Consider the following 25,811-nt stretch of genomic DNA (forward strand, 5'->3'; position numbering starts at 1 on the left):
GGCGGTCCTGACCACCTCTCAGAACGGAACGCAAGCCCGTGCCCAAGCAGCGCACCGACCGGCCCAAGTTGCCCGCCGCGTTTCACCGTGTATGGGCCGCCGCCGCCGTGTCCTCGCTCGGCGACGGCGTGTACTACGCGGCGCTGCCCCTGCTCGCGCTCACCCTGACGCGTGACCCCACCATCTTCGGGATCATGGAGGCTGTCACCCTCCTGCCCTGGCTGCTCTTCGGTCTGATCGGCGGCGCGCTCGTGGACCGCTGGGACCGCCGCCGCACGATGATCATCGCCGATCTGTGCCGCTTCGCGCTGCTGGTGCTCGCCCTGTTCGCCCTCGTCGGCGGGTTCCTGAACATCGGTGTCCTGATCGCGATCGGCTTCCTGCTCGGGGTCGGTGGCGTCCTGTTCGAGACCGCGTCGAACGCCTACCTCCCGGAGCTCCTGGACCGTGACCCCGAGTCCCTCCAGCGCGCCAACGCCCGCTTGCAGGGCACCCAGCGCGCACTGGACGGCTTCGTCGGACCGCCTGTCGGCAGCCTCCTGTTCTCCCTCAGCCGCATCGCACCGTTCGTAGCCGAGGCCGTGTCCTTCCTCGTCAGCTCACTGCTGATCCGGTCACTGCCCGTGCGCCCGAAGAAGAAGGCGGAGCCTCAGTCCTCGCTGCTCAAGGAGGCATGGACCGGGGCCTCGTACCTGCTGCACCACAGGCTGCTGCTCGGGCTGGCACTGCGCCCGGCGATCGGCAACTTCGCGTTCTGCGGCGTGGGCGCCGTGCTGGCGCTCTTCGCCCACGAGACGCTACAGCTGGGCTCGGTCGGCTACGGGGTGTTCCTCACCATGGAAGCGGTCGGCGGCCTGACGGGCGCGATCCTTGCCGGATGGCTCAGCGCACGTCTGGGCACCGGTGCGACGCTCACCTTGACCGCGATCGTCGAAGCCGTGGCGCTGTTCGGCATCGGGATGTCGGCGAACCCGTACTTCGCCGGGGCCGGGTTCGCGGTACTGGGAGCGGCCATGGCCACGACGATGACGCTCGGGCCGTCGGTGCGGCAGGCCATCGTGCCGGACGAGCTCATGGGCCGTGTCGGCGCCGCGACACGGCTGACCGCGATGAGCGCGGGCCCGATCGGCGCACTGGCCGGCGGGTGGCTGGCGCACGTCGCCGGGCTGCGCGCACCCTTCCTCGTCGGTTCCGGCGTCCTCGTGGTGATGACGCTGTTCGCAGCCCGCCTGACCAGCAACAAGCGGATCAACGCCGCCCTGGCGGAGGCCGCCCGGATGCGCGAGACGGAGACCGCTGAGGCCGAACTCCAGCCGAAGAGCCCGTGATCCCGCCCCGGGGACGCCCGCGACCCGGCTCGGGCCCGGCGACCCCGTCACCGGCAGCTCCGAGCACCACGGGTGACGCCTCGTCGGACGCAGCGTCGCGCAGCGCGGACCGCGGCCCCGCGCACAGGCCAGCCATCAGCACAGTCACCTGACAGAACCGGAGTCCCCGTGGCGTCAGACACCAGGATCCACCCGACGCCGCACGTCCTTGCCCTGGACGTCGGCGGTACCCGGGTCAAGGCCGCGCTGACGGGGGCCGACGGGAAGGTCCTTCACAGCGTCACCCGGGCCACCGGGCGCGAGCGCGGGCCCGAAGCCGTCGTGGAGTCGATCGTCTCCTCCGCGGCAGCACTGCAGGCCCTCGGCGAACAACGCTTCGGCGAGCCCGCGTCGGCGGCCGGCATCGCGGTTCCCGGCATCGTCGACACGGACAGCGGCACCGCGGTGTACGCCGCCAACCTCGGCTGGCGCGACGTCCCGCTACGCTCGCTCCTCGCGCGGCGGCTCGACGGCATCCCCGTGACCCTGCACCACGACGTGCGCGCCGGGGGGCTCGCTGAGAGCCGGATCGGGGCCGCGAGAGGCGTCGACCGTTTCCTCTTCGTCGCACTCGGTACCGGCATCGCGGGCGCCATCGGGATCGCGGGGCACGTCGAGGCGGGTGCTCATGGTTCCGCCGGCGAGATCGGACACGTCGTCATACGGCCCGGAGGCCCCCGGTGCGCGTGCGGCCAGTTGGGCTGTCTGGAGCAGTTCGCGTCAGCGGCCGCCGTCGGCCGGGCCTGGGCCGAAGCCTGCGGCGCCCCGGGCGCCGACGCGGCGGACTGCGTTGCGGCGATGGCCGCGGGAGACCCCAAGGCACAGCACGTCTGGCAGGACGCCGTGGCCGCGCTCGCTGACGGGCTCCTCACCGTGCTGACGTTGCTGGACCCGCACACGTTGGTCATCGGCGGCGGCCTCGCCGCGGCAGGCGACGCCCTCTTCGCTCCACTGCACGCCGCTCTGGCCCGCCGTGTCACCTTTCAGCAGCTTCCGGAGATCGTCCCGGCAGCTCTGGGCGACACGGCGAGCTGTCTGGGGGCGGGGCTGCTGGCCTGGGACCTCCTCAAGACCGACGACGCGGTGGAACGGCATGTACGCACAGTTCCGCCCAGGGCAGGAAGGCGGTTTCTCCTGTGATCCTCACAGGCCCTGAAATCATCAAGTCAACGAACTCCGGACGCATACGCATCTCCCCCTTCAACACGGATCAGGTGAATCCGAACAGTTACAACGTGTGCCTCGGGGAGGCGCTGGTAACCTATTCCGACCCAGTGATCGACGCGTACCACCCAAATGCCACCGAAGCCGTCAAGATCGACGCCGACGGCTATGTTCTCCAGCCCGGCGAACTCTATCTCGGCCACACGGTCGAGGAAGTGGGTTCCGACCACTACGTCCCCTTGATCTTCGGGCGTTCCTCGGTCGGGCGGCTGGGTCTCTTCGTCGAGATAACCGCTCCCATCGGAGACATCGGGTTCCACGGTCAGTGGACCCTCATGCTCTCCGCCGTTCGGCCGTTGCGCGTCTACCCCGGCATGAAGATCGGTCAGATCATGTTCTTCGACACACTGGGCGACGTCGAACTCTACTCTGGGAAATACCAGGGAGCGGTCGGCCCACAGGAGTCCCGCTACTGGCGAGACAGGCCGGAGCACCCATGATCCTCACCGGGCCGGAAATCGCCAGAGCAATCGAAGTCGGCGACATATCCATCACCCCCTTCGAAGTCCGCAGACTCTCCCCGAACGCATACGACTGGCGACTCGGCGACTCCATACGGGTCTGCGACACCGATCTCGACGCCGCGCGCTCGTCGAAGTTCACCCAGCGCTCCATCCCGCCCACCGGAATGGTCCTGGAACCGGGCAAGCTGTACCTCGGCGTCACGCATGAGCGGACACACTCCGAACGCTACGCACAAATGCTCAACGGCGACCACACGGTGGGGTCGCTCGGCGTGTGGGTGCATGTCTCGGCTCCCCTGGGACATGTGGGCCACGCCATCAGATGGACACTCGAGATCCGCGTGGTCCGCCCCGTCCGGGTCTACGCAGGAATGACGTTCGGCAAGATCATCTTCCTGAGAACCCGCGGAACCGCGGCGAGCTACCAGCATATGGGGCAGAAGTACATGCACAGCAACGGTATCGACACGTCACGCCTCTACGAGGAGCTCACGTGAGGATCCTCACGGGAATCGACCTTCCGTACGGCAGCCCCGGCGGCAGCGTGGAGCTTCTCCGGGACCTCTACCTCGAACCCGGCCCGCTCGTCCCGGCCGACACCTTCATGCTGGCCCCGGCAGACGGCACCGCGGTCCGGACGGACAGCCGTCTGTCCCTCCTCTCCGTGGACGGCAAGGCTCTGTCCGGCGCTGCCTTCCGCGCGTACGTCGACACCCTGAGCACGGCCATCGCCACAACGTTCGGCGACACCGGCTACGACGTCCTTCACCTTCAGCATCTGACGTTCGGTGCCACGCCCGCGCTGGCACGCGCCTTCCCCCGAGCAGCGACCATCGCGCTCGTCCACGGAACGGATCTGCTGTTCGCCGCCGAACACCAGACCCAGGCCCGCGTGCTGCGGGAAACCGCGGCGTCAGCCGACGCCGTCGTGGTGCCCACCACCGCGATGGCGGACCGGCTGCGCCGGATCGCCCCCGTCACAACGGAGCGGATCGTCCACATCCCCTGGGGCGTACCCGATCACCTTCTCGAACAGCCACCGGCCCGATCCGGGGGGCGGCCGGACGCGCTCAGGGTCCTGTACGCCGGACGGCTGACGGCTGAGAAGGCCACGGCGGGCCTCCTCTCCGCGGTAGCCGGACTCGACGGGATCGAACTCGGCGTGGCCGCACCACCTCACGAGTACGCGAAGCTCTCCGAACGCACGGACCTCTCTCACATCCACTACCTCGGCTGGCTCTCACGTGAGCGGCTCTGGCACGAGTTCGGCCGTCACGACCTCCTGATCGCGCCGTCGCTCAAGCTGGAGGCCTTCGGCCTCGTGACGATCGAAGCGCAGGCGTGCGGCCTGCCCGTCGCCTACCAACCGGTTCCCGGCCTGGCCGAGGTTCTGGGAGAGTCGGCGCTCCCGGTGGACTTCGCGGATCTCACGGGGCTCGCGGCCCGGCTGGAGGAACTCCACAGGACGCGAACGCTCCTGGACGATCTGACGGCTGCCGGCCGGGTGAACTCCAGGCGCTTCCCCCTGTCCAGAACGGCCCGGGAACTCACGGAGCTGTCCTCGGAGGTGGCACGTTGACCGAGCCGCCGCGCGCCGGATGCGTCTTCTGCGCCATCGTCGAACGGACACAGCCGGCTCCCATCGTCTTCGAAGACGAGCTGACCGTCGCGTTCCTCGACATCACCGCGGTCATGGACGGGCACACGCTGGTGATCCCGAAGCGACACGCCACCGACCTCTGGGACGTCGCGGTGGAGGACGCGGTAGCTGTGATGAACACGGCTCACCGCATGGCGCGGCGGATCCGGGAGGTGCTGGAGCCGGACGGACTCACGCTCTTCCAGGCCAACCGGGAAGCCGGCTGGCAGGACGTGTTCCACCTCCACCTCCACGTGGTACCCCGGCTGGCCGGAGACCATCTCCACCGGCCGTGGACGGCCGAACCGGTCGCCCTGAGCGAGCTTGAGGCGACTCGTGCTCGGCTCTCCCTGCTGCCCGGAGACGCGTAGGCCCCAGCACTCCGCCGCGACAGTGCCTCCCGCCGGGCCACGCGGCGAGGGCGACCACCGCAACCGGCTCCACAGCACGTGCGGCACGGGGACCGAGCGCACCGAATCCGCCTGGACCGCCGTCACCGGGCAGTGAACCGTGAGGCCCGCGGCCAGGGGAACCTGCGGGCCACGGGGCACCCCTGGCGTCCGGTCCGGTCGCCCGGCCGGAGCACCAGGGGTGGCCCATGCGTCCGCCCCGGCCGAGGATGCCGAGCAGAGCACGGCGGTCACGCGCCTGTGCCACCGCTTCCCCCGAAGGCAGGAGCGCATGCGGGCCAAACCTCCCCTCCCCGCCGACACCGCCCACCGGCCCGGAGCGGCGTTCCGGTGAACCAGGGACACGCCTCGACGCCGGCCGATCCCGCCACGCTCACCGGCGGCCACGGCACGCCCCGTTCCGCAGGCCACAACGGACACAGGGTCAGCTCCGCGCACATCGTGCTGATGTCCCTGGTCGTCGTCGTGCCGATCGTCAAGGTGGCCTACACGATCGGCGGCGGCGACGCGGTCCGCGAGGCGTTCACCGGCATGGAGCTCGGCAACTGGACCGACGTCCTGATCGGCATGGTCCTCACCGATCCGCTCCTGGCGTCCGGGCTCGCCGTCGTGCTCTCGCGCCTCGTGTTCGTCCTCTTCATGGCCCGCGGCACGGTCCCGCTGAGCGGCGGACGGGGACAGGCCGCCCAGCGGAGAACCCTGACCGTCCTCGGCCCCGCGGCCGTCGCGATCGTCATCACGTCCCTGTTCGGCCCCTGGTGGGGCCTGGCCACCGGGCTCGTCGCCTACGCCCTCAACCTCGGCGTCCTGCTCGGACACCGCGTCAGACACGGCGACAGCGGCCGCCGTCCACCCACCTGGCAGCGCCGCACCGCCGCCCTCGAACACCGGGCCGTCCTCGCCCTGGCCCTCGTCGCGCTGCCCCTGCTGGCCTTCGGCTCGGCCCTCGACGGCAGGGCATGGACCACCATCGTCCAGTGCCGGGTCACCGACGGCACCCGGACCGAGAGCGACCGGCTCATCGAGCTGGGCCGCAAGGGCAACGGCGTCGTCGGCTGGAACCTGGACTCCGAGCAGGTCTCCAACGGCACCGGCTGCACCACCGAGGAAAGCCTCCACGTCCGCGACCCCTGGTGGCGCGGCGGCTGAACGCCCCCGCCGCGCGGCGGTCAGAGTACGGCTTCGGCCGAGCCCGACTGCCCAGGACCCGGCGTTAGGGTGCACGAGTGCTCCGTGCCATTGCCCTCGACGTCGGCGAGACCATCGTCCGCGATGACCGCACCTGGGCCTCGTGGGCCGACTGGCTCGACGTCCCCCGGCATACCCTCGCCGCCCACGGCGGCAGTCCGCCAGGAGCCACGGGGGCGCTGTGCTGCGCCGTCTGGCGCACACGGCGCCGGCGGCCGTCCCGTCGTCCCGTCGACGACTCGGCCGCTCAGGAGCCGCGGAGGTCCGCCAGAGCGTCCTCCACCGCGCGGTGGAAGGTGGGGTAGGCGTAGATCATGTGCCGCAGCCGCTCGGTGGGCACCTCGGCCTGGACGGCGACCTGGAGGCCGTAGAGCACCTCGCCCCCGTCGGGCCCGGCGGAGGTTGCGCCCACCAACACCCCGCGGTCGGCGTCCTCCACCAGCTTGATCAGACCCTCGTTGCCCGCCTTGTGGATCCAGCCCCGGGCCGAGGAGGGCACCTGGGCGACCCCGGTACGTACCCGCAGCCCCTCGTCGCGGGCGCGCTGCTCGGTCAGTCCGACCGAGCCGACCTCCGGGTCGGTGAAGGTGACCCGGGGCAGCGCACGGTAGTCCGCCTCCGGGCCCGGTTCACCGAGGATGTCCCGGGCCACGATCTCGGCCTGGTACATCGCCACGTGGGTGAACAGCCCCTTGGCCGTCACGTCGCCCACGCCCCAGACGCCCGGCGCCGCGCGCAGCCGCCCGTCGACGTCCAGCGCCCGGGCCTCGGGGTCGAGGCCCACGCTCTCCAGGCCCAGCCCGGTCAGGACGGGCCGCCGCCCGGTGGCGACCAGCAGCCGCCGCGCGGACACCTCGTCCCCGCCCTCCAGGCCGAGGAGGAACACGTCGTCCGTGTGCCGGACGCCGGTGGCCTTCGCGCCGGTGCGGACCACCACGCCCTCGGCGCCCAGCACCCCGGCGAGCAGCCCACCGACCTCGGGCTCCTCGGCGGGCGCGAGCCGGTCCATCGCCTCCACGACGGTGACCTCGGAGCCGAAGCGGGCGAACACCTGCGCCAGTTCCAGCCCGACGGCCCCGCCGCCCAGCACGATCAGGGACTCTGGGGCCTCCTCCGCCGCGACCGCGTCCCGGTTCGTCCAGTACGGCACCTCGTCCAGCCCGGGGATCGGCGGCGGCTGCGGACGGCTCCCGGTGGCGAGGACCACCCCGGTCCGGACTGCGAACTCCTCCCCGTTCACCTCCACCCGCCCGGGCCCCGCCAGCCGTCCCCTCCCCCGGACAAAGCTGCCGCCCTTGCCGGTGAACCGGTCGACGGCAATCTGGTCGTCCCAGTCCGCGGTGGCCTCCTCGCGGATGCGGGCGGCCACCGGTCCGAAGTCGGCGTCCACGCTGGAGCGCCCGGCCATCCCGGGCACCCGCCGCGCCTCCGCCAGCAGGTCCGCGCCCCGGACCATCATCTTGCTGGGGATGCAGGCCCAGTACGGGCACTCCCCGCCCACCAGCTCGGCCTCGACGCCGACCACGTCCAGCCCCGCCTCGGCCAGCCGCCCGGCGACGTGCTCGCCGCCGACGCCCATCCCGAGCACCACGACATCCGTCTCGCGCGCCATTCCACGGCCTCCGTCCGCTCGTCTCCCGGGGTCCCTCCGGTCCGTACCCCGTGGGCGGTCCGGACCCCGCATCGGCTCCGCCGGACGAGTTGACGACCGACAGGCGCCGTGTGGTCAGACCCGGCGGTGGCGCCGCACCGCCTGATAGCCGTTCCAGAGCAGCATGCCGAGCGGGATGCCTCCGAGCGTCATGACGGCGATGGCGATGAAGACGTTCTGCACGCGCTCGCTGTCCGCGTCGGACGCGTCGGCCTCGCCGACGACCCGACCGTCGATGAGAACGTTGCACCGCACCGTCTCCGAGGGCACGCAGTCCGGCTCGGTCTGCCCCAGCAGGTTCACGCCGAAGCCGACCACCGCCGCCGCCGCGACGGTGCCGAGAATCCACCCGACGACCATGGCCGACCGTTTCAGCCCATGCCGTCCGCGCAGCACCGGGCCCACCACCTCGAACAGCCACTGGCCGAGAACGACGACGGGAAAGAGGAGCAGGGGGCGCCAGTCCATGAGCGCGAGGCACGCCGGCGCCCCGATCATCAGCGTGGCCAGCCCGGCACAGCCGAGGTTCTCCTTGGCCCGCGCCCACCCCGTCTTCCGTTCCGGCCCGGATCCGGGCCCCGGTACCCGACCGCCGTCCCCGGACGCCCCTGCCCCCGCCCGTGCAGCCACGAGCCCTCCCCTCGCCGCCAACCACACTGGCGGCACAGGGTAGTTGCCGGGCCGGGGGCTCCCCAACACCCGCTCGGGCATCAGGTAGACGATGAGACATCTTCTCGCGGTCTATGGATATTCATCCGCTCAACGGATCTTCCTAGAGTCGAAGACGTCAACGACCCCCGGTGTGGGGCCCGGAGACTCCGTGGAACCCAACCCGTCAGACCTCCTGAGGAGACGTCGTCATGCGTGCTGTTGTGCAGAAGTCCTTCGGCGGACCGGAAGTCCTTCAGGTCGCCGAGGCCGACAAGCCCGCCCCGCTGGGCGGCGAGGTGCTCGTGCGCGTCCACGCCGCCGGGGTGAATCCGGTCGACCTGGCCGTGCGCGCCGGAGTGCTTCCCCTGCTGGGCGAGCCGCCGTTCGGCGTGGGCTGGGACATCTCCGGCGTGGTCGAAGCCGTCGGCCCGGGTGCCCGGTTCCGTCCCGGGGACGAGGTGTTCGGCATGCCCTTCTTCCCGCGTGCCGCCACCGCCTACGCCGACTACGTCGCCGTCCCCTCCCGCCAGGTCGCCCGCAAGCCCGCCTCGCTCGACCACGTGGCCGCCGCCTCGGTGCCGCTGGCCGCCCTCACCGCCTGGCAGGGCCTGGTCGACGCGGCGGCCCTGGGCGAGGGGCAGCGCGTCCTCATCCACCGCGCGGCGGGCGGCGTCGGCCACTTCGCCATCCAGATCGCCAAGGCCCACGGCGCCCACGTCATCGCGCTGACCAGCGCCGCCAACGCGGACTTCGTCCGGGAGCTGGGCGCCGACGAAGTCATCGACTACCGCACCACCGACTTCACCGAAGCGGTCTCCGGCCTCGACGCCGTCCTCGACTCCAACTCCGAGGGCGAGCGCTCGCTGAGTGTCCTCAGGCCGGGCGGGACGCTCGTCAGCATCATGGAGCACTGGAACACCGAGCTGGCCGCGCGCGTCGAGGCCGAGGGGCGCCGGTTCGCCGGAATCAGCGTCGAGCCGGACTACGCCTCCCTGGAGGCGATCGCCGCCCTGATCGACAAGGGCCTCGTCCGCCCCCACGTCTCGGAGACCGTACCGCTGGAGGAGGCCGCCCGGGCCCACGAGCTGGTCGGCTCCGGCCGCACCCGCGGCAAGGTGGTCCTGACCGTGGCGTGACGGCTCCCGAGGGAGCCCTGGCGGGCCCGGCGGAGGCCAGTCAGAGGGCGATGAGGCCGGCGGCGGTCGGCCGGAAGCCGCAGGCGTCGAGGTAGAACGGCGTCAGGTGTTCCTCGAAGTCGACGTGCAGCCACGTGCATCCGGCTGCCCGGGCCTGCCGGGCGGCCTCGGCGACCAGCCCGGCTCCGATCCCCAAGCGGCGGTGGCCCTGCGCGACCACCGTGTCCAGCACGAACGCGTGGGCGCCACCGTCCCAGGCGACGTTCACGAAACCGAGGAGGTCCTCGCCGTCACGGCGGGCGCACACCCAGCCCAGGCTGTGACGGTGCACCCGATCCCGCCAGTCGACGCCTTGGGAGGGGTGGCCGAAGCCCGCCGCGTGCAGCGCGTTGACGGCGGCGTTGTCGAAGTCGCCGCGCCACGTGTAGGTGATCTTCATGACGGGAGCGTAGCCAGGCGTGTCCTATCGTGGCGCCTGCGCCGACGAAGGGCGGCGGGGGCGAAGGGGGCGGACGGGTGGACATCCTGACCGAGGCACTGGGGTCGATGCGAACGGGGTCGCCCGCCGCCGTCCGGACGATGGGCCACGCCCCCTGGGGGCTCCGGCTTCCCCCGGTGATCGGCGCGGGATTCCACGTCGTCCTGTCGGGAGCCTGCTGGCTGGTACCCGTGCACGGCCCACGCCGTTCCGACGCCATCCGCCTCGACACCGGCGACGTCGTCTTCCTGCGCGACGGCCGCGCTCACATCCTGGCCGACCAGCCCGGTACCCCGCCCCAGGACGAACAGGACTGCCGGTTCACTCCCGGCTCGCCGCTCGGCACGGTCACCGTCGGCGGCGAGGGCCCGCGCACCAGCCTGCTGTGCGGCAGCTACCACCTCGACCAGGCCCGCCCGCACCCGCTCGTGCGCCAACTCCCCGAACTCGTCCACCTCTCCACCGCGGACGGCGGCCACGCCGACCTCGCCGCCGCCGTCGGCCTGCTGCGCGCCGAGCTGGACCGGTCGCGCATCGGGGCGGCCGGGATCGTCCCGGCCCTGATCGACTCGCTGCTCCTGTACATCCTGCGGGCCTGGTACGAGGGCCAGCCGCCCGAGTCCGCCGAGGGCTGGACCGCCGCCCTGCGGGACGCGGCCATCGCCCCGGCGCTCGCCGCGCTCCACGCGGACCCAGCGGCCGCGTGGACCGTGGAGGAGCTGGCCGCCCGGGTGGGCCTGTCCCGCGCCGGCTTCGCCCGCCGCTTCACCGCCCTCGTCGGCGAGCCGCCCATGGCGTACCTGACGCGCTGGCGCATGACCCGCGCCGCGCAGCTTCTCCGCGAGTCCCCGGCCCCGCTGTCCACCATCGCCGCCCGCATCGGCTACGGCTCCGAGTACGCCTTCGCCAAGGCCTTCAAGCGCGAGCACGGCCAACCCCCCGGCGCCTACCGCCGCGCGGCACGCGGCAGCGTCACGCGGCACGGCAGCCCGACCCCCCAGGCACCGGCGACCGGCGCGGCCTTCCGCCCGCAGCCGACCACCCCGGTCGGAAACACCGGCCTGCCAGAACTCGACCTACCCGACCTCACCAACGAGGAGATCGGCGAGACGCTCAGGGGAATGGGAGCGTAGACGCCTCACACACATCCACGTGGCCGCGGTATCCCCCGACCTCGCGCCTCCACCCTCAGCTCCACCGCAGAGCTGGGAGTAGGTAGGTTCCCCTGCGAAACGTGGGGCTCACAGCAAGATGAAGGGGTGTCATGATGCCCGGTGAGACAGTGCAGGTGGCCCTTGTCGACGCGCACCCCGTGGTACTCGCGGGCATCGAGACCTGGTACGCGGCCTCCGGGAAGCCGATTACGGTGTGCGCCAAGGGCGACGACGTATCGGTGGCCCTGGCGGGGCCGGGCCGCGCGGCAGACGTCGTTGTACTCGACCTCCACCTCTCCCCAGGGCGTTTCGCCTACGAGGAGTTGAAGACCCTGGTCGCTCAGCAGCGCCAAGTGGTCGTTTACGCCCCGCAGGACAGTCAGACTGCGGCACAAACCAGCCTCGACCTCGGCGCGTTCACCTTCCTCACCAAGGCCGAGGGAGAACGCCACCTGGTCTCTGCCACCCTCGCGGCGGCCGGGGGCGCCCCCTACACCTCACCGGCTCTTGCCGCCACACTCGGCGGCGACTTCCCCCCAAGGCGACCGATGCTCGCGCCCCGCGAGGCGGAAGTCCTCCTGGAATGGTTCCAGTCCGACTCGAAGGCCGAGGTGGCGGCCAGCCTCGGCATATCCGTACGTACGGTCAACACGTACCTGGACCGCATCCGCGTCAAGTACGGCGATGCGGGCCGCCCCGCCCGCACCAAGGCCCACCTCGTAGCCCGTGCCGTCCAGGACGGCTTGGTAGCGCTCGACGATCTCTGATTTGATCCCGTGAGATTTGCGTCAGGAATCGCGCACCATTGCGGAGAATACATGGAAGCCCTACCGAATCGGCAGGGCTTCCATGTGCGCGAAAACGAGACGCCGCAATAACTGACTTAACTTGCGGTCAATTATTCAGACTCACCCATCAGCTCATCCCGAATTCTCGCGGCTTCAGTACGAGCTGAAGCTGCTTCGGCACGAGCTTTCTGGCGATCCTTCGGGTAGGTCAGTACTGCAGCCAGCCAATCCAGAGCACACGCAGCCTCTTCCCACCATTCCGCCAAATGTTTAGGATTTCCGTCTTCACATGGCTTCCTTGAACGTACCTCCCTCAGTTTTCGCAGTGCAGCGCGAGATTGACTGAAGGAAGACACCAGTTCACCCACGTCCACCAATCAGGGGAAGGAATCTCTGGCAAGCTGGACACGGCCCCAACAATTCACCGTGCTCCATCACAGAGAATGGATTCCCTCGTGCGCCGCCGCCAATTTTAACAGATTGGAAAATCGCACCCTCCAACGGGATTTCGGATTCCTCGAATTGAATAGCGCAGCCGATTTCCCCACAGCCACCATGATGCCGGGAATTAACCACCGCCCTGGCAACCTGGGGGGTCATCGGACCGGTACGCCTGTCCTCCGCATAGGCGAGCCTGGAATGCTCACCATCCGCAGAGGTAATCTTCGTGGCTACATTGGGGCGTTCCTCAGGAGGAATCTTGGTCAGCGCTTCGTCCGCGTAGTCCAGCAGATCATCATCGGCGTCGCCACAATTGTGAACGAGGACCGAGGCAGTGCCTGCCAAAGCATAGTACGTGTGGAGGTCGCTGACGGTGAGGTTGTGGACCGTGGCCTGCTGGGTCCAGCGCTGGACCGCGGTGATCTGGACGTAGGTGCCCGCGCTGGTCTGGAGCCACTGGCCGCGCTGGAGGTCGGTGGCGTCGAGCCACTCGTCCAGCTCGGGGACCCAGAACGGGTGACCGTCGGTCGCGGTGACGGAGGCCGTCTCCTCGCCCTGGTCGCCGTCGAGGTCGATGGTGACCTTGACGAGGTTCTTGGCTCCCGAGCCGGTGATCTCGGCGGTGACCGTCTCGACCTCGGTTACGCCCGTCTCCGGGTCGGTGGCGAGGACCTTGTCGCCGAGATCGACGTCCTGAATCGGCTTGGTGGAGCCATCGGCCATCAGAACCCGGGTGCCGGGGACGAAGCTGTTACTGACGGGGCAGCTCGCCGGACTGTCGGAACCTTCTGGTTCGTCACCTCTGGAGGACCGGTTGTCCCTCGCCCTCTTGCGAGCGGCAGCAAGCTTGTCCTTGGCCTTGCTGAGCGTCTTGGAGTGCTTCCACATCCCCTTGACGCCGGCCGTCAGGTCGTCGAGCAGGCCCCAGACGCGCTTGACCATGCGGGCGCCCTTGGCCCACTGCCAGGGGGCGCCGTATTTGGCGAGGATCTTGCCCGCCAGGCCGCCGACGAAGCTGCCCGCGATGTTGAGCGCGGTCTCACCGCACGCCGCCAGGTCACCGGTGGAGAAGCAGTCCATCGCGGCGTTGATGCCGAGGATGTCCTTGGCGATCTCGACCAGTTCCTTGGCCGCGTCGATGGTCTGCTGGCGGGCCGCGTTGTACTGGTTCTGGGCTCGGTCAACCTCTTCCTGAGCCTTTGTCTCTTCCCGCGACTGACCCCACGTCGACTTACTCATTATGTACTTGGGGTCGATCATGATGGCCAACAGCCCCGACGGGTCGGAGTTGGTGACCGGGCTGTTGTTGGCGTAGGCGTAGCCGTTGACCTGTTGCGGGTCGGTGTAGTCGATGATCGGGTCGACCGAGATGAACTTGCCCAGCTCGGCGTCGTACTGGCGTGCCCCGATGTGGGTCAGGCCGGTCTGGCTGTCGATCGTGCCGCCGACGTAGCCCTTCTCGCCGGGCCAGGTGCCCGTGGGGGCACCCCGCTTCTGGCCGTAGGGGTTGAAGCGGCGCTGCGCGACCTGGCCGGTCTCGGAGTCGACCGCGAGCTGGGCCGTGCCCTGGTGGTCGGAGGCGAGGAAGGACAGCTTGCCGTCGTCCGTGCGGACGGCGACGGTCTGGCCGCCGTAGGAGTAGTAGCGGGTGGCCTCGACCGTGGTGGAGCCGTTGGCCAGCCGCAGCTCCATGCCGGGCAGGTAGACCGTGGTGGAGGTGGCGTCGCGCCGCAGGACGCGGTCGCCGCCGGCGTTGTAGACGTAGGTCGCCTCGTCGCCGCTCGCCTCGGTGGACTTACTCAGCTTGCCCTCGGCGTTCCACTCCAGGGTCTGGGCGTTGCCGCCGATGACGCGCTGCGTGGTGTTGCCGGTCGCGTCGTAGCCGTAGGTGAACTGCTGGTCGACCGTGGGGCCGTCCTCGACGACCTTGGTGACGGCGTGCGGACCGGCGTCGCCTTCCCCGTACGTGTAGGTGCGGGTGACGTCCTGGGCCGAGTCGAGGCCGGTGTCGTGGTGGATCTCCTGGGTGCGGTTGCCGATGGAGTCGACGGTGTAGGACGTCCAGTAGGGCGCCGGGCCGCCGAGGGCGGCGGTGCCGGGGGACGCGTCACAGGCGGTCGGGCTGGTGCCGCCCAGCTGGCCGCCGACGGTGCCGGAGCCCGTCGCCGTCTGCGCGTCGGCCGACGGGGTCCACGCCTCGGTGAGGCGTCGCCCGGTGTCGTAGGCGAAACACTGGACGTCGGGGAAGGCACCCGCGGCGTCCGCGATGGACAGGATGTTGCCCACCTGGTCGTAGGCGTAGTCCGCCGAGCGGACCGGGGGCTCCTGCGAGCCCAGGTCGAGCTGCGAACGGGTCAGCCGGTCGGTGCCCTTCTCGTAGGAGAAGGTCTGCCACAGCGTCTCGTCGCCCGCCATGTTGAGGCTGAGCTGCTGGAGCAGGCTGGTCGGCGAGTACTTGGTCTCCTCGACCAGGGGGGTGTTGTTCACCGACATGCTGCTGGCGCGCTGGAGCTCGTCGTACCCGTAGGTGAGCGTCTCCGCTTCCAGGCCGCCTGCGGCGGGCATCCCCGAGCTCTGGAGGGTGCCGTCGCGGTTGTAGTTCTCGGTGAAGGTGTAGACGCCGCCCAGGGCGCCCTCGGAGTCGGGGACCTGGTAGGCGGTCTTCAACGGCCGGTAGTACTCGTCCATCGACTGGACGACGGAGGCGAAGTAGTCGCTGCCGCCGTTGACGTAGCGCAGCGACGCGTACGGCTTGCCGAGCCAGCCCGCCTTGTCGTAGCGGGTCTCGGTCAGCTTGGTGCCGGTGCCGGGGTCGCCCTCCCAGGTGGAGAGGGCTCGGCCCAGCTTGTCGTAGACCGTGGAGGTCTTGGTGCCCCGGGCATCGGTGGTGGAGACGAGCTGGTCCAGCTCGTCGTAGACCATCGTGGACGTGCCCGCGTCGGGGTCAACGCTCTTCACCTTGCGGCCGAGCTGGTCGTACTCGTAGCTCCAGCTGTTGCCCTGGGCGTCGGTGACCGTCTCCAGGCGCCCGGCCGGGGTGAAGGTGTAGGCCGTGAGGTCGTAGCCGTTGCCGGGGCCGGCCGCGCCGCCCGGGTTCGGGGTGTCGCCGTCCCAGTGCCAGATCTCGGTGGTCTGGCCCGCCGCGTTGGTGACGGTCGTGGTGGGGACGCCGCCCTCGGGCGGGTCGACGTGGGTGTACTCGCCGTCGTAGGTGGTGGTGGAGCTCCACTGCTCCGCTCCGGCCACGGCAAACGTCTGCTTCGTCGGGCGGCCGAGACCGTCGTATTCGGACAGCGTCTGGGCGCCGACCTCACCGTCGTCGACGATCAGCAGCTCCGAGGACGGGGCGCCGAGGGCGTTGTAGGTGGCGGTGGTCTTCCAGACCTTGCCGGTGCCGTCGTAGTGGGCGTCGGCGACCATGCGGGTGCCGTCGGGCCCCTCGGTCTGCTTCTGCCGCGGACGCAGCAACCCGTCGTAGAGCTGGTACTCGACGCCGTAGGTGCCGCCGATCTCCAGCTTCTCGGTCTTCACCGCGACGGGCTTGTCGGCCCGGACGTCGTAGGAGTACTTGATGCTCGGGCTCTGGGTCTTGGCCCGGTCCGGCATCCACACCGAGACCAGCCGGCCCATCGGGTCGTAGGCGAGGTCGGTGCGCTTGCCGTTGGGGTCGGTCTGGCCGCTGGACTGGCCCCAGGCGGGGGCGTAGTCCGTGGTGGTGACGTGCCCGAGGGCGTTGGTGACCTTGGTCTGGGAGATCAGGCCATTGACGTCGATGTACTCGGTTGTGGTCGTCGCGCCGCCCGCGTCCGTCTGGGAGGTGGGGCGGCCGAAGGCGTCGTAGGCGGTGGTGCCGGTTTCCTGGTAGGTGGCGGTGGTGCCGTCGTGGGCCGTCATCCGCTCGGTCGTCGTGGGGTCGCCCTTGGTGGGGGCGTCACCGAAGGCGCCGCCGTCGTAGGCGGTGCGCTCGTCCGCGAGGACCTGGGTCGCACGGTCCGGGGTGGCCGAGCAGGCGACGGACACCTTCTCGCTGCGCGACGGCAGCTCGTACATGTTCTGCGCGGGGTTGTCCGCGTACCACATACGGGTGCAGGTGTCGTCCTCGGCCGTGGAGACGTCGCCGAGTTCCTCGATCTCCGTCGCACGGCCGGTGCGGACGGAGGTGTCGAAGGTGGTGGTGGCCTTTGTCTCGCGCCAGGCGCCGTCCGAGAGCAGCTTGTAGCCGCGGTTGACGCGCGGGCGGACGATGGTCGCGTCGGTCGTCTTCCACGGCTTGGTCTGGGTGGCGGTGACGTGCTTCCACGGCTCGGTGATGGTCTTGGCCACCACCTCGCCGCCGTCGTACGTGGCCGCCTCCAGCTCGAAGCCGGTGTACTCCTTGTGCCCGGTGTAGGTCTTGCCGGTGGAGTCGGTGACGGTCTCGGTGCGGGTGCCGCCGGCCGGGTCCTTGTCGCCGTCGAGGCCCTGGAGGAACGTGTAGTCGATCCGGGTGGGCATCGTCTGGCCGTCGCCGCTGGTGACGGTGACCTTGCCGTAGCCCTGCCACTGGTCCCAGGTCAGCATCTCCTCGTCGGTGATGCCGTCCTTCTCGCCGTGCCGCCAGCCGGCCGGGCCCTGGTAGTCGTACCGGGTGACCAGGTCGCGGGCGCCGCCGGTGCGGTCACTCTGGATGATCTCGGCGACGACGTACTTGTGGAACCAGTCGGTGGTCGGGTCGATGTAGCCGGGCGGGGTCCAGCGCATGGGGTAGCAGCGCTTGGTCTGCTCACCGGGCGCGGGCAGGGCGTCGGCGGTGCACTCGGTGGGCGCGTAGTTGACGTCGAGCTGGGTTCCGGTCTCCGTCAGGACGGTGGCGAGCCGGAAGCGGTGGAAGGGGGCGATGTTGTCGCCGTCCTTGTCCACGCGGTTGACGAGCTGCTCGCCCTGGAGCTCCAGGGAGGGCAGCGCGGCCTCGCCGCCGACCTTGCCCGCGTGGTCGATCTTCGAGAGCCACAGCGTCTTGGAGTCGTCGCCGTTGTCGGTGAACAGGTGGGTGAACGTCCAGGCGTCGACGTCCTGGTAGGAGCCGTCGCCGGTGTGCATCTGGGTGGTGATGCCGGTCAGCCGCTTGCGGGTCCAGAAGGTGGCCGCGGCCTGGCTGGCGTCGCACTTGGTGTCGGCCTTGCAGTAGCGGTCCACCGGGGTGTCCGGCCAGTGCTTGGCGTTCTCTTCCTTGAACTTGCTCGCCGCGCAGTCGAAGTCGGCCGTGGGCAGGCAGCGTTCGGCGGTGGTGAAGACGACGCGGGCCGCGGGGTCGCTGGTGAAGACCTGGCCCTCGCGCTGGCCGTAGTCGATGCGCTTGAGGTAGCCGCCGCGGGTGTAGGCGGTGCCGTTGACGTCGGTCTTGCCGTTCAGCGCGTAGTGGTTGGTCTCCTTGCCGTACACGTACGACATCACGTTGCCGTGCGTGTCCTTGACGTAGTCCAGGTTCCAGCGCCACGCCTGCTTGCAGTGGGCGTCGGCGAAGGTGGAGTCGTAGCAGGGCTCGCCGGAGTCGTCGCCGAAGACGGGCGTCGTCCAGGTGGAGTTGGTCACCTCGTCGCCGGAGGACCAGCCGGGGCGGCGGTTGAGGCCGAAGTAGTACTCGGTGCCGTCGGTGGTGGTGACCTTCCAGTGCTCACCGTTGTCGTCGCCGTTGGTGGCGCCGGTGAGCTTCTCGATCCGGGCGCCGTTCTCGCCGGTGAGGTGCCACTTGCCGGTGTCGTCGTCCTTGATCAGCTCACCGGAGGCGCCGTCGAGCATGATGGTCGCGTTGTCGAACGCCCAGCACTGCTCGGCCGAGTTGTCGTGCCCGTCGTCCTTGCAGGGCTTGTAGCGGCGCTCGATGTAGCCGGGCTCGTAGGAGAAGCCCTCACCGATCCAGGAACCCTGGTTGTTGGTGGTCGAGGTGCGGCCGTCGACGGCCTGGGAGGAGTAGCTGAGGCCGATGGTCGGCCCCAGTCCGCCCGGGGTCGGGACCGTCCGGAAGGGGTAGTTCCAGGAGAACCCGCCGGAGGACTTGGCCACCGACCACTCCGCCGACGGCGACAGCGGGGTGGCCTTGTAGTCGCCCTGCGCGGAGGAGTCACCCGCGCTGACGGCCAGCAGGGGCGTGGGCTCGACGGCCTGGGTGGAGAGGCCGTCCTCGGCACCCTGCGCCTCGACGGTCGCGGTGAGCGTCTGCTCTTCGGTGTCGTTGCGGGTCGGGAGGGGCTTGGGCAGATCCGGGCACTTCTCGCTGCCCGGGGTGGCGAACACGGCGCACTCGGGGAGTTCGACGAGCCGCAGCCGGGCGCCGTAGCCGCCGCCGTAGCCCTCGGCGAACTCGCCGTAGTCGAGGGAGAGTTCGACGGGGGCGGGGTCCGTCCCGCCGTCGGTGCGCTCAACCTTCAGCACGGCCGCGCTGCCCGTCTCCGCGGCCTCCTCGCGGCCCAGGGAGGAGACGCGGACGCTGGCCGGGTCGGCCGCGTCCTCGTCGGCGGTGGTGACGGTGACGGGGAGGCCGCCGATCACGGTGGGGTCACCGTTCTCGGCACCGACCCGGACGGTGGCGCTGGCGGCCTCCGGCCAGTCGGCCTCGCCCAGGGTCGTGACCGCGGCTTCCTTCGCCGGGTCGGACCCTCGCGGTTTCGCCTCGGCGTTGCGGCCCTCGGCCGGGTCGCCGAGGTCCTGGACGTCGGGCCGGCCGTCGCCGGAGTCGTCGAAGTAGACGAGTTGCACCAGCCCCGTCGTCACCGCGAGGCTCAGCCCGATCGCGATCGGGCCCACCGCGCGGCGCGGTATGCGCCGGGTGAGCAATCGTCCTCTGAAGGACTTCACTGGGTTTCTCTCCCTGAGTCTGCCTGTGCAGGGCATTGCGGAGGGCGGAGGGGGACGGCGGCCGGCCGGGCCGGGAACCGTCGGGTGACGGCCCCGGCCCGACCGGGCCGCGTCAGAGGTCCGGCGTGGCCGTCAGCGACGCCATGTGCCGGATGGCGACCGGATCGGCGGCGCCCGCGTAGACCCGGACCTCGTCCAGGGCTCCCGCGAAGTACTCGCTGCCGCCACCGGTGGCCGAACGGCCGACCTGCAGCGCGCCGGTGGCCGCCCACAGCGTGTCGTCGGTGGCGATCGCCGTGTCGGCGAGCTGGCCCTGGACGTACAGCCGCAGCTCGTTGGCGAACGCGTCGTAGACGACGGCGAGATGGTGGCCGGAGCCGCCGGTGGTGGGCAGCTGCTGGTCGTCGGTGACCTTCACCGTCGACGCCGTGGCCGCGTCCTCCTCGGCCACCTCCAGCTCCCACTGGCCGGTGGCCGCCTGGTAGCGCACCGCGAACCGGTCGGCCGCGGCGCCGGGCAGCGAGATCACCGTCTGGGACTGGGCCGGATCCAGCGTGGTGGGCTGGGCCCGGACGGCGACGGTGAAGCTGGAGTCGCCGCCGACGGGCGGGGTGGCCGTGGCCGCGTAGGCCCCGGCGCCGTCCAGCTCCAGGTGTCCGTCACCCACCAGCGCCGCCTCGTCGAACAGCGGGTCGGCGGGCTGGTAGATCGCCGCGTTCCCGGTCAGGCTCAGCGGTTCGCCGCCCTCGTGGACGTTGGGTGACGTGCCGTCGGTGGCGCCGTCGAGCATCCAGTAGCCCTTGCGCTGCGCCTTGACCGTCATCAGCTCGGCCACCTGGGCGGCGGGCAGCACCCGGGTGAAGGCCCGCACCTCGGCGAGGTCGCCGTGGAAGTGGTCCCGGTAGCCGACGCGGTCGAGGGACCGGCCGATCTGCAGCGGCCCGTAGGAGGACCAGGCCGAGTGTCGCCTGGCGCTGCCGCGGTCCTGGTCGTTCACGTAGAGCCGCAGTTCGGGGCCGTCGGCGGCGTGGGCGTCGTAGACGCCGGTCAGCAGGACCCACTGGTCCGGGACCGGGGTGACCCCCGCGCTGACCTCCCACCGGCCGAGCGAGTCGACGTCGGAGACGGGGACGGAGAAGGCCCAGCTCCCGGCGGCCGCGTCGTAGCCGAGGACGAAGCCGGGCTCGCCGGTGCCGTCCTGGCTGACGACCGTCATGTCCCGGTCGAGAGAGGCCGGGCGGACCCAGGCGCTGACGGTGAAGCCCTCGGCGGTGTCGACCACCGAGTTGCCCGCGTCCAGGTAGGCGCCCGCGGTGCCGTCCAGCCGGGCGGCGTAGTCCGCGTGGCTGCCGGGGCCGGAGACGCCGAAGGTCACGCCGTCGCCCGCGGTGGCGGGGTGGCGGCCGGACTCGTCGTGCGCGTCGGGCGTGCCCGGCGCGTCGGCCAGGTTCCACTGCCCGGCGGCCGGCTCGCCGTCGGTCACCAGGAACTCGTGCTGGGCCCGGGTGCTGGAGTTGTTGGCCTTGTCGTACGCCTCCACCGTCACCCAGTGCCGTCCGGCGGACTGCGGGGTCCACGTCACCGAGGCGGCGCCTCCGGCCTGCGGCGGGGCGAGGCTCTGCATCGGCTCGCCGTCGAAGGCGTAGCGGTACTCGACCACGTCGCTGTCGGGGCCCGCGTCGTCGGGGTTGGGACGGAAGGTGAACGTCCCCGCGGTGCCGACGCCGTGGTGCCAGATCCCGTCGTCCGGGTACTGCTCGGAGTCCACGAGCGGGGCGCCGGGGCGGGTGGTGTCGTAGACGAACTCGCAGCGCTGTGGTGTGCCGTCGCTGCTCCATCCACCCCACGCGTCACCGTCGTAGGCCCGTGCGGACCAGTAGATGACGGTGTTCTCCGGGATCGTCTCCTTCACCTCGTGGGCGAAGGTCGTCCCGGGGTTGGGTGCCTTGTAGGTGGTGTCGTAGGTGTACGACTGGTCGGTGCCGGACGCGTCCTGCCAGGTCAGCTTGAACTGGACCTTCACCTTGTCCGTGTGGGACGAGTTGTGGTCCGGGTCGCGGGCCTCGGCCCGCAGCACCGGGGGCCGCTCGACGTACGGCCGGTCCTCGCCCCAGACGCACGCCCCGCCGGGGTCGGACGACATCAGCGTGTGGTCGACCTGCTGGGGCACGGTGTTGTACTGCACGGACAGATACGCGTTGCCGCAGATCCGCTTCCACTCCTCGACTCGGCTCTCGCTCTCGGCGCGTAGTCCGAGCGAGAGCGAGGACCAGTCGCCGTCGGCCGCGGCCTGCACCTCGTCGGTCAGCTCGCCACCCTCGAAATGCAGGTTGGCCTGGCTGGAGCAGGAGGTGGGAGAGATCTTCTTGTCCACCGTCGCCAGGTAGTCGTCCCAGTCGTCCTTGGTGTTGGACCAGTCGCTGGACGAGGTGACCTTGTAGTTCTTCCCGCCGATCCGGTAGAGCCGGATCGGCTCGGCCTTCGCGTCGGCCCAGTACACGTGGGCGACCCGGGCGGAGAAGGTGGCCTTGATGATCTGCTTGCCCTGGAACGCGGACACCGGCAGGGTGAACAGCCCCCGGCGCACGCCGACGCCGTTGCAACCCACCGGGTTGTAGTCCGTGGGGCACTTGCCGACACCCTGGCTCCCGGAGTACTTCCAGGCCGCGGCGCTGGGCTTGCCCGACATCACGTTCGTCCACGCCGACCGGCTCACGGTCTTCTGGATCGGGTCGATGACGACGGGGAAGACGGTGTCCTCACCACTGAGCAGCTTCTGATCGGGCACGAGGGCCAGCTCGCCGTCGCCGACCTCGACGTCGACGGGGGCCGTCCGGCCGCCGTTGCCCGGGCCGCGCAGTGCGGCCTTGGCGGCGGCCTCGTCCGCCTTCCCCGGCTTCTCGGGCGACGTCACCATCGCCGTCTTCAGCGCCGCCGCGTCGGTTGCGGACTTCCGCGTCGCCGTGGCGGGCTGGGTCGTGGACCCGGCCGCCTGGGGCTCTGCGGAATCCCACATCACCGGCTGGCCGGCCTCGAAGACCGTCCCGCCGACCGCCGAGTCCACCACGCGCAGGGCGCCCGAGGCGTTTTCCTCGACCTTCAGACCCTCGGTCCCCATCCCCAGCTCGATCCGCTTCAGCTCGGGATTCTGGGCCGCCTCGGGCGTCTTGACGACGAGCAGGTGTCCCATGCCGTCGACCGACGCCCGCACGAGCAGGTCGACGCCGGGCAGCACCTCCGCGTAGGTGGCGGTGTCGCCCTCGACGCTCGGCTCGGGCAGCTTGCCGCCCGGCCAGGTCAGCGAGAACTCCCGGCCCGCCTTGCGCATGCGGGCGAACGGGCCGTCCCCGCCGTCGGAGAACTCCAGCTCGACGGTGGACGCCTTGGGCGACCAGCCGCCGTCCTCGCGCTGGGTCAGAGTGGGGTCGACGTCGACCCAGGTGCCGTCCTTCACGGTCTGGACGGGCTCGGTGTACTCGATGGCGGTGAACGTACCGTCCGGGTCGGCGAAGACCTTGCGGCTCTCCTGCCGCAGGGCCGTCACCTCCACCCGCTTGCCGCTCTTCTCCGCCTCGGCGCGGGCCTCGCGCTCGGCGTCCGTCACCCCGGTGTCGGCGGCGGTCCCGGTGACCGGCTGCTGGCTGGGCAGCGTGGTCATGCCGGTGCCGAGGACGGCGAGGGCGGTGGCGGCGGTCAACGCGGTGCGTACGGTGCCGCCGAGGCGTCCGCGTCTGCGGCCGCCCGTTCGTCTGGGTCTGGTCACTGTGGTGCTTTCCCGGTTCGTCACGGTGTCATCGCCTGGCCTGTGGTCGTGCATCAGCGCACCACCGCGCCGAACGCCTGGCGCTCGGCGGGCAGTCCGCCCTCGCCGGGCTTCCACGAGACGGCCGCCTCGGTGCCGCCGACCAGCACGTTGCTCCAGGGCAACGCGTGGACGCCGTGCCGCTCGGCCGTGCCGTAGGGGGTGGCCACGTAGAGGTGGTCGGGCGTGGTGTGCAGGCTGGAGCCGACGTACTCCCGCAGGCCGTACGGCCCCGGCAGGCCCTTGCGTCCAGCCTGGATCCACTGGTCGCTCGCGCCGGGCACCGCGTTCATCGGGAAGACCTGGACGGCGCCGGTGTCCCGGATTCCGGCCAGGTCCTCGCCGGGCACGCCCACCGCGACGGTCACCGTCTCGGCGCTGTCCGCCGCACTCGGGGCGAGGTTGGCCATCGCCAGGTGCTGGCCGAACTGGTCGCCCGCCTCGCTGTCACCGATCACGTCGGCGACGTCCTGGCTGAGTTCCGCCCGCTGCTGGACGCCGCCGGACGCCGTCACCTCCAGCAGGACGACGCGGCCCGCGGCCTCGGCGCCGGCGACCTCCTCTCCCGGCACGCCCACGGCGAGCAGGGAGCGGCCGGCGGAGGTGCTGCCCGCGGGCCGGTACGTGGTCATGGCCAGCGCCGCGCCGAACCGGTCGTTCGCCTCCGCGGCGCCACCGACGCCCTCGGTGTCCTGGTCGATGCCGTCCAGCGGGGTGGGGATGCCGTCGGCGTTGATCGTGTGACCGAGGAGCTGCGTCCCGCCGGAGAACGCCTCCGTGCCGATGGCCTCGCCCGGCGCGCCGATGGCCAGGTGGTGCCCGGTGGCCGCCACCGCGTACCCGAAGCGGTCGTTCTCCTCGACGACGCCGGAGACACCCGGCTTGTCCTGGTGCACCGCCGCGTTCACGGTGCCGCTCAGATAGTGGGTGGAGCCGGCGTCACGGATGGCGCCGAGGTCCTCGCCCGGCACGCCGATCAGCAGGTAGGGAGCACCCTGAGCGGTCTCGCCCGCGGCCAGCGCGTAACCGAACCAGTCCCCGGCCTCCGCCGCCGAGCCGCCGATGCTGCCACCGCCCTGACCCTGCGTCAGCTCGCGCGTGGCCGCGCCCCCGCCCAGCCCGTCCGCGCTGCCGTAGACGACGTGTACGGTCCCTGCGTCGGCCTCGCCGCCGACGTCCGCGTACGGGGAGCCGACCACCAGGTCGTCGTAGCCGTCCTGGTTCTCGTCGTAGACCGCCAGCGCGCTGCCGTAGGCCTCGCCGGGCTGCGGGTCTCCGGGGATACTCGCGGAGCCGCGGGAGAGCTCGGCGGTGCCGCCGTCTCCGTAGACGATCCGGACGAGCCCCGCCCCGTTCGTCCCGGACACCGCGGCCTCGGGGTCGGCGATGGCCGTGTCCTGGGTTCCGTCGCCGTCGAAGTCCGTCGTGGCGCAGGCGGACGCCGTCCAGGTGCGGTCGGCGCGGCCGTCCAGGTGCAGCCGCGCGCCGTGGCCGGCCTCACCGGGGGCGAGGATGCCGTTGAAGCCGTGGTTGCGGGCCTGCTCGGCCAGGGTGCACAGCTCGTGCGGGTCGGCGGCCAGGTCGGCCGCGTCTCCGTACAGGTGACGGCTGTCGGCCTCCCCGCCCTGGGCCGTGTTGCAGTCCACGGAGCGGAAGCCGTCGGTGACGGTGATGGGCTGGTCGCCGAGCGAGTGCCGCAGCGCCTCCAGCTTCCACATCAGGCGCTTGGTGTTCTCCCGCGCCTCGGCGGCGGGGACGCTGCCGCCGCTGTAGTCGGCGTTGCAGGAGTTGAGCTCGCTGAAGGTGAAGTGGGCGGGAGCGCAGTCGGCGCTCTGGAGTTCGTAGATCTTGTCGAAGGTCTCGGTGCCGGCGACGCCGTCGACGGTCAGCCCGTAGGCGCTCTGGAAGCGCTTGACGGCCTGGGTGGTGGCGGGGCCGTACTCGCCGTCGATGTCGAGCGTCCTGCCGTAGCCGGGGTACCCGGCGACGCGGATCTGGAGTTCGGTCACGTCCGCGCCGGACATGCCCTGGTTGAGCGTGCGGTCCCAGGTGTAGCAGGTGTCCGCGTAGGCCACTTCCGTCGTCGCCGCGGTGCCCGCCGGCACGGCGATGGCGAGGACCACCACCGAGAGCAGCGCTCCCGCCGCCCGTCTGAGCCGGTGTCTCGAAGCTGGTGTGTGTGCCATGAGGGGGTCAGCAACTCCCTTGGATCGGTGGGGACTGGTCCGTCGACGGACGGGGTCCGCGCAGGGCGGACCGCGGTACCGGCGCAGCCGGCGGTGGATGGACGTGCCGCCACCTCTCCCCGTCGGGCGCGACAGCCGTGGGCCGCGGCGGGGGCCCACGCCCGGTGGCTGAACGGGCGTGGGACGCGTGGCTGAGGTGGGCGAACGGCACGGCCGCTCACACCCGTTGGGTGGAGCGGACGCGGCGAGAGGAACGTACAGGTGGTTTTCCGGGACTTGTGACGGTCAAACGACCCTCACGTCCACAGAAGTCTGTCGATACTCCGGCGTCCGTCCCCTGCCCGGCGGCTTCCCAGCGGTGGACGTCCCGTCCCCCGGTGTCCCATGTCCCGTCACCG

The 25,811-nt window shown here is 71.0% G+C and carries 16 protein-coding genes and 2 pseudogenes; 11 read left to right on the top strand and 7 right to left on the bottom strand.

Annotation, left to right across the window (positions count from 1 at the left end; translation table 11 throughout):
- Nucleotides 1-38: 38 nt before the first annotated feature.
- The 8 genes and pseudogenes from HPT28_RS15285 to HPT28_RS26950 all read left to right on the top strand — a co-directional run.
- Nucleotides 39-1,328 carry an MFS transporter gene (locus tag HPT28_RS15285; protein WP_308119262.1) on the top strand — a complete coding sequence of 430 codons (1,290 nt, stop codon included), beginning with the start codon at nucleotides 39-41 and terminating at the stop codon, nucleotides 1,326-1,328.
- 168 nt (nucleotides 1,329-1,496) lie between these two features.
- Nucleotides 1,497-2,507, top strand: a complete 1,011-nt coding sequence (locus tag HPT28_RS15290) for an ROK family protein (RefSeq protein WP_308119263.1) — start codon at nucleotides 1,497-1,499, stop codon at nucleotides 2,505-2,507.
- Nucleotides 2,504-3,031 carry a dCTP deaminase gene (gene dcd / locus HPT28_RS15295; RefSeq protein ID WP_219091630.1) on the top strand — a complete coding sequence of 176 codons (528 nt, stop codon included), beginning with the start codon at nucleotides 2,504-2,506 and terminating at the stop codon, nucleotides 3,029-3,031. The genes HPT28_RS15290 and dcd overlap by 4 nt, the downstream gene beginning before the upstream one ends.
- A complete protein-coding gene (locus HPT28_RS26945) occupies nucleotides 3,028-3,552 on the top strand; it encodes a deoxycytidine triphosphate deaminase (protein WP_257578666.1) in 525 nt (174 codons plus the stop codon). Before dcd ends, HPT28_RS26945 begins: the two co-directional genes overlap by 4 nt.
- Nucleotides 3,549-4,634 (top strand): glycosyltransferase family 4 protein, encoded by a 1,086-nt coding sequence (locus HPT28_RS15300; RefSeq protein ID WP_308119265.1) that lies wholly within the window; start codon nucleotides 3,549-3,551, stop codon nucleotides 4,632-4,634. The genes HPT28_RS26945 and HPT28_RS15300 overlap by 4 nt, the downstream gene beginning before the upstream one ends.
- Nucleotides 4,631-5,065: an HIT family protein gene (locus tag HPT28_RS15305; RefSeq protein ID WP_219091632.1), complete on the top strand. Its 435-nt coding sequence runs from the start codon at nucleotides 4,631-4,633 to the stop codon at nucleotides 5,063-5,065. The genes HPT28_RS15300 and HPT28_RS15305 overlap by 4 nt, the downstream gene beginning before the upstream one ends.
- 369 nt (nucleotides 5,066-5,434) lie before the next feature.
- Nucleotides 5,435-6,253 (top strand): hypothetical protein, encoded by an 819-nt coding sequence (locus HPT28_RS15310; RefSeq protein ID WP_308119267.1) that lies wholly within the window; start codon nucleotides 5,435-5,437, stop codon nucleotides 6,251-6,253.
- A 77-nt stretch (nucleotides 6,254-6,330) separates the two neighbouring features.
- Nucleotides 6,331-6,450 (top strand): annotated as a pseudogene (locus HPT28_RS26950) (HAD family hydrolase); the annotation flags it as partial.
- An 89-nt stretch (nucleotides 6,451-6,539) separates the two neighbouring features.
- Here the strand turns inward: HPT28_RS26950 and HPT28_RS15315 are convergent.
- Nucleotides 6,540-7,904 (bottom strand): NAD(P)/FAD-dependent oxidoreductase, encoded by a 1,365-nt coding sequence (locus tag HPT28_RS15315; protein ID WP_219091633.1) that lies wholly within the window; start codon nucleotides 7,902-7,904, stop codon nucleotides 6,540-6,542.
- 114 nt (nucleotides 7,905-8,018) lie between these two features.
- Nucleotides 8,019-8,573, bottom strand: a complete 555-nt coding sequence (locus HPT28_RS15320) for a hypothetical protein (RefSeq protein ID WP_219091634.1) — start codon at nucleotides 8,571-8,573, stop codon at nucleotides 8,019-8,021.
- Between the two features lie 230 nt (nucleotides 8,574-8,803).
- On the opposite strand from HPT28_RS15320, the gene HPT28_RS15325 reads away from it, so the two are divergent.
- The gene (locus HPT28_RS15325; RefSeq protein ID WP_219091635.1) at nucleotides 8,804-9,730 is read left to right on the top strand and encodes an NADP-dependent oxidoreductase; all 927 of its coding nucleotides are present in this window, start codon (nucleotides 8,804-8,806) and stop codon (nucleotides 9,728-9,730) included.
- Nucleotides 9,731-9,770: 40 nt separating this feature from the next.
- Here HPT28_RS15325 and HPT28_RS15330 read toward each other — a convergent pair whose 3' ends face one another.
- The gene (locus tag HPT28_RS15330; RefSeq protein WP_219091636.1) at nucleotides 9,771-10,169 is read right to left on the bottom strand and encodes a GNAT family N-acetyltransferase; all 399 of its coding nucleotides are present in this window, start codon (nucleotides 10,167-10,169) and stop codon (nucleotides 9,771-9,773) included.
- A gap of 77 nt (nucleotides 10,170-10,246) precedes the next feature.
- Here HPT28_RS15330 and HPT28_RS15335 point away from each other — a divergent pair, with 77 nt between their 5' ends.
- Complete coding sequence (locus HPT28_RS15335) at nucleotides 10,247-11,341, top strand: AraC family transcriptional regulator (RefSeq protein ID WP_219091637.1); 1,095 nt, start codon at nucleotides 10,247-10,249, stop codon at nucleotides 11,339-11,341.
- A 134-nt stretch (nucleotides 11,342-11,475) separates the two neighbouring features.
- Nucleotides 11,476-12,129 (top strand): response regulator transcription factor, encoded by a 654-nt coding sequence (locus HPT28_RS15340; RefSeq protein WP_219091638.1) that lies wholly within the window; start codon nucleotides 11,476-11,478, stop codon nucleotides 12,127-12,129.
- A 381-nt stretch (nucleotides 12,130-12,510) separates the two neighbouring features.
- Here HPT28_RS15340 and HPT28_RS15345 read toward each other — a convergent pair whose 3' ends face one another.
- The 4 genes and pseudogenes from HPT28_RS15345 to HPT28_RS26960 all read right to left on the bottom strand — a co-directional run.
- Complete coding sequence (locus tag HPT28_RS15345; RefSeq protein ID WP_219091639.1) at nucleotides 12,511-19,425, bottom strand: RHS repeat-associated core domain-containing protein; 6,915 nt, start codon at nucleotides 19,423-19,425, stop codon at nucleotides 12,511-12,513.
- Nucleotides 19,426-19,537: 112 nt separating this feature from the next.
- The gene (locus HPT28_RS15350) at nucleotides 19,538-23,122 is read right to left on the bottom strand and encodes a LamG domain-containing protein (RefSeq protein ID WP_219091640.1); all 3,585 of its coding nucleotides are present in this window, start codon (nucleotides 23,120-23,122) and stop codon (nucleotides 19,538-19,540) included.
- A 119-nt stretch (nucleotides 23,123-23,241) separates the two neighbouring features.
- Nucleotides 23,242-24,594, bottom strand: coding sequence for an integrin alpha (locus HPT28_RS26955; RefSeq protein WP_308119275.1), 1,353 nt, complete (start codon nucleotides 24,592-24,594; stop codon nucleotides 23,242-23,244).
- A 63-nt stretch (nucleotides 24,595-24,657) separates the two neighbouring features.
- Nucleotides 24,658-25,413, bottom strand: a pseudogene (locus HPT28_RS26960) (D-Ala-D-Ala carboxypeptidase family metallohydrolase); the annotation flags it as partial.
- Between the last annotated feature and the right edge of the window lie 398 nt (nucleotides 25,414-25,811).

Origin of the sequence: Streptomyces sp. JJ38 (assembly GCF_019303475.1) — a bacterium.
Taxonomy (GTDB): domain Bacteria; phylum Actinomycetota; class Actinomycetes; order Streptomycetales; family Streptomycetaceae; genus Streptomyces.

What these genes read in the sequence shown, in the direction of transcription:
- HPT28_RS15340 (WP_219091638.1), top strand. Translation starts at nt 11,476, where the DNA reads ATGCCCGGTGAGACAGTGCAGGTGGCCCTTGTCGACGCGCACCCCGTG.
- HPT28_RS15330 (WP_219091636.1), bottom strand. Translation starts at nt 10,169, where the DNA reads ATGAAGATCACCTACACGTGGCGCGGCGACTTCGACAACGCCGCCGTC.
- HPT28_RS15315 (WP_219091633.1), bottom strand. Translation starts at nt 7,904, where the DNA reads ATGGCGCGCGAGACGGATGTCGTGGTGCTCGGGATGGGCGTCGGCGGC.
- HPT28_RS15325 (WP_219091635.1), top strand. Translation starts at nt 8,804, where the DNA reads ATGCGTGCTGTTGTGCAGAAGTCCTTCGGCGGACCGGAAGTCCTTCAG.
- HPT28_RS26945 (WP_257578666.1), top strand. Translation starts at nt 3,028, where the DNA reads ATGATCCTCACCGGGCCGGAAATCGCCAGAGCAATCGAAGTCGGCGAC.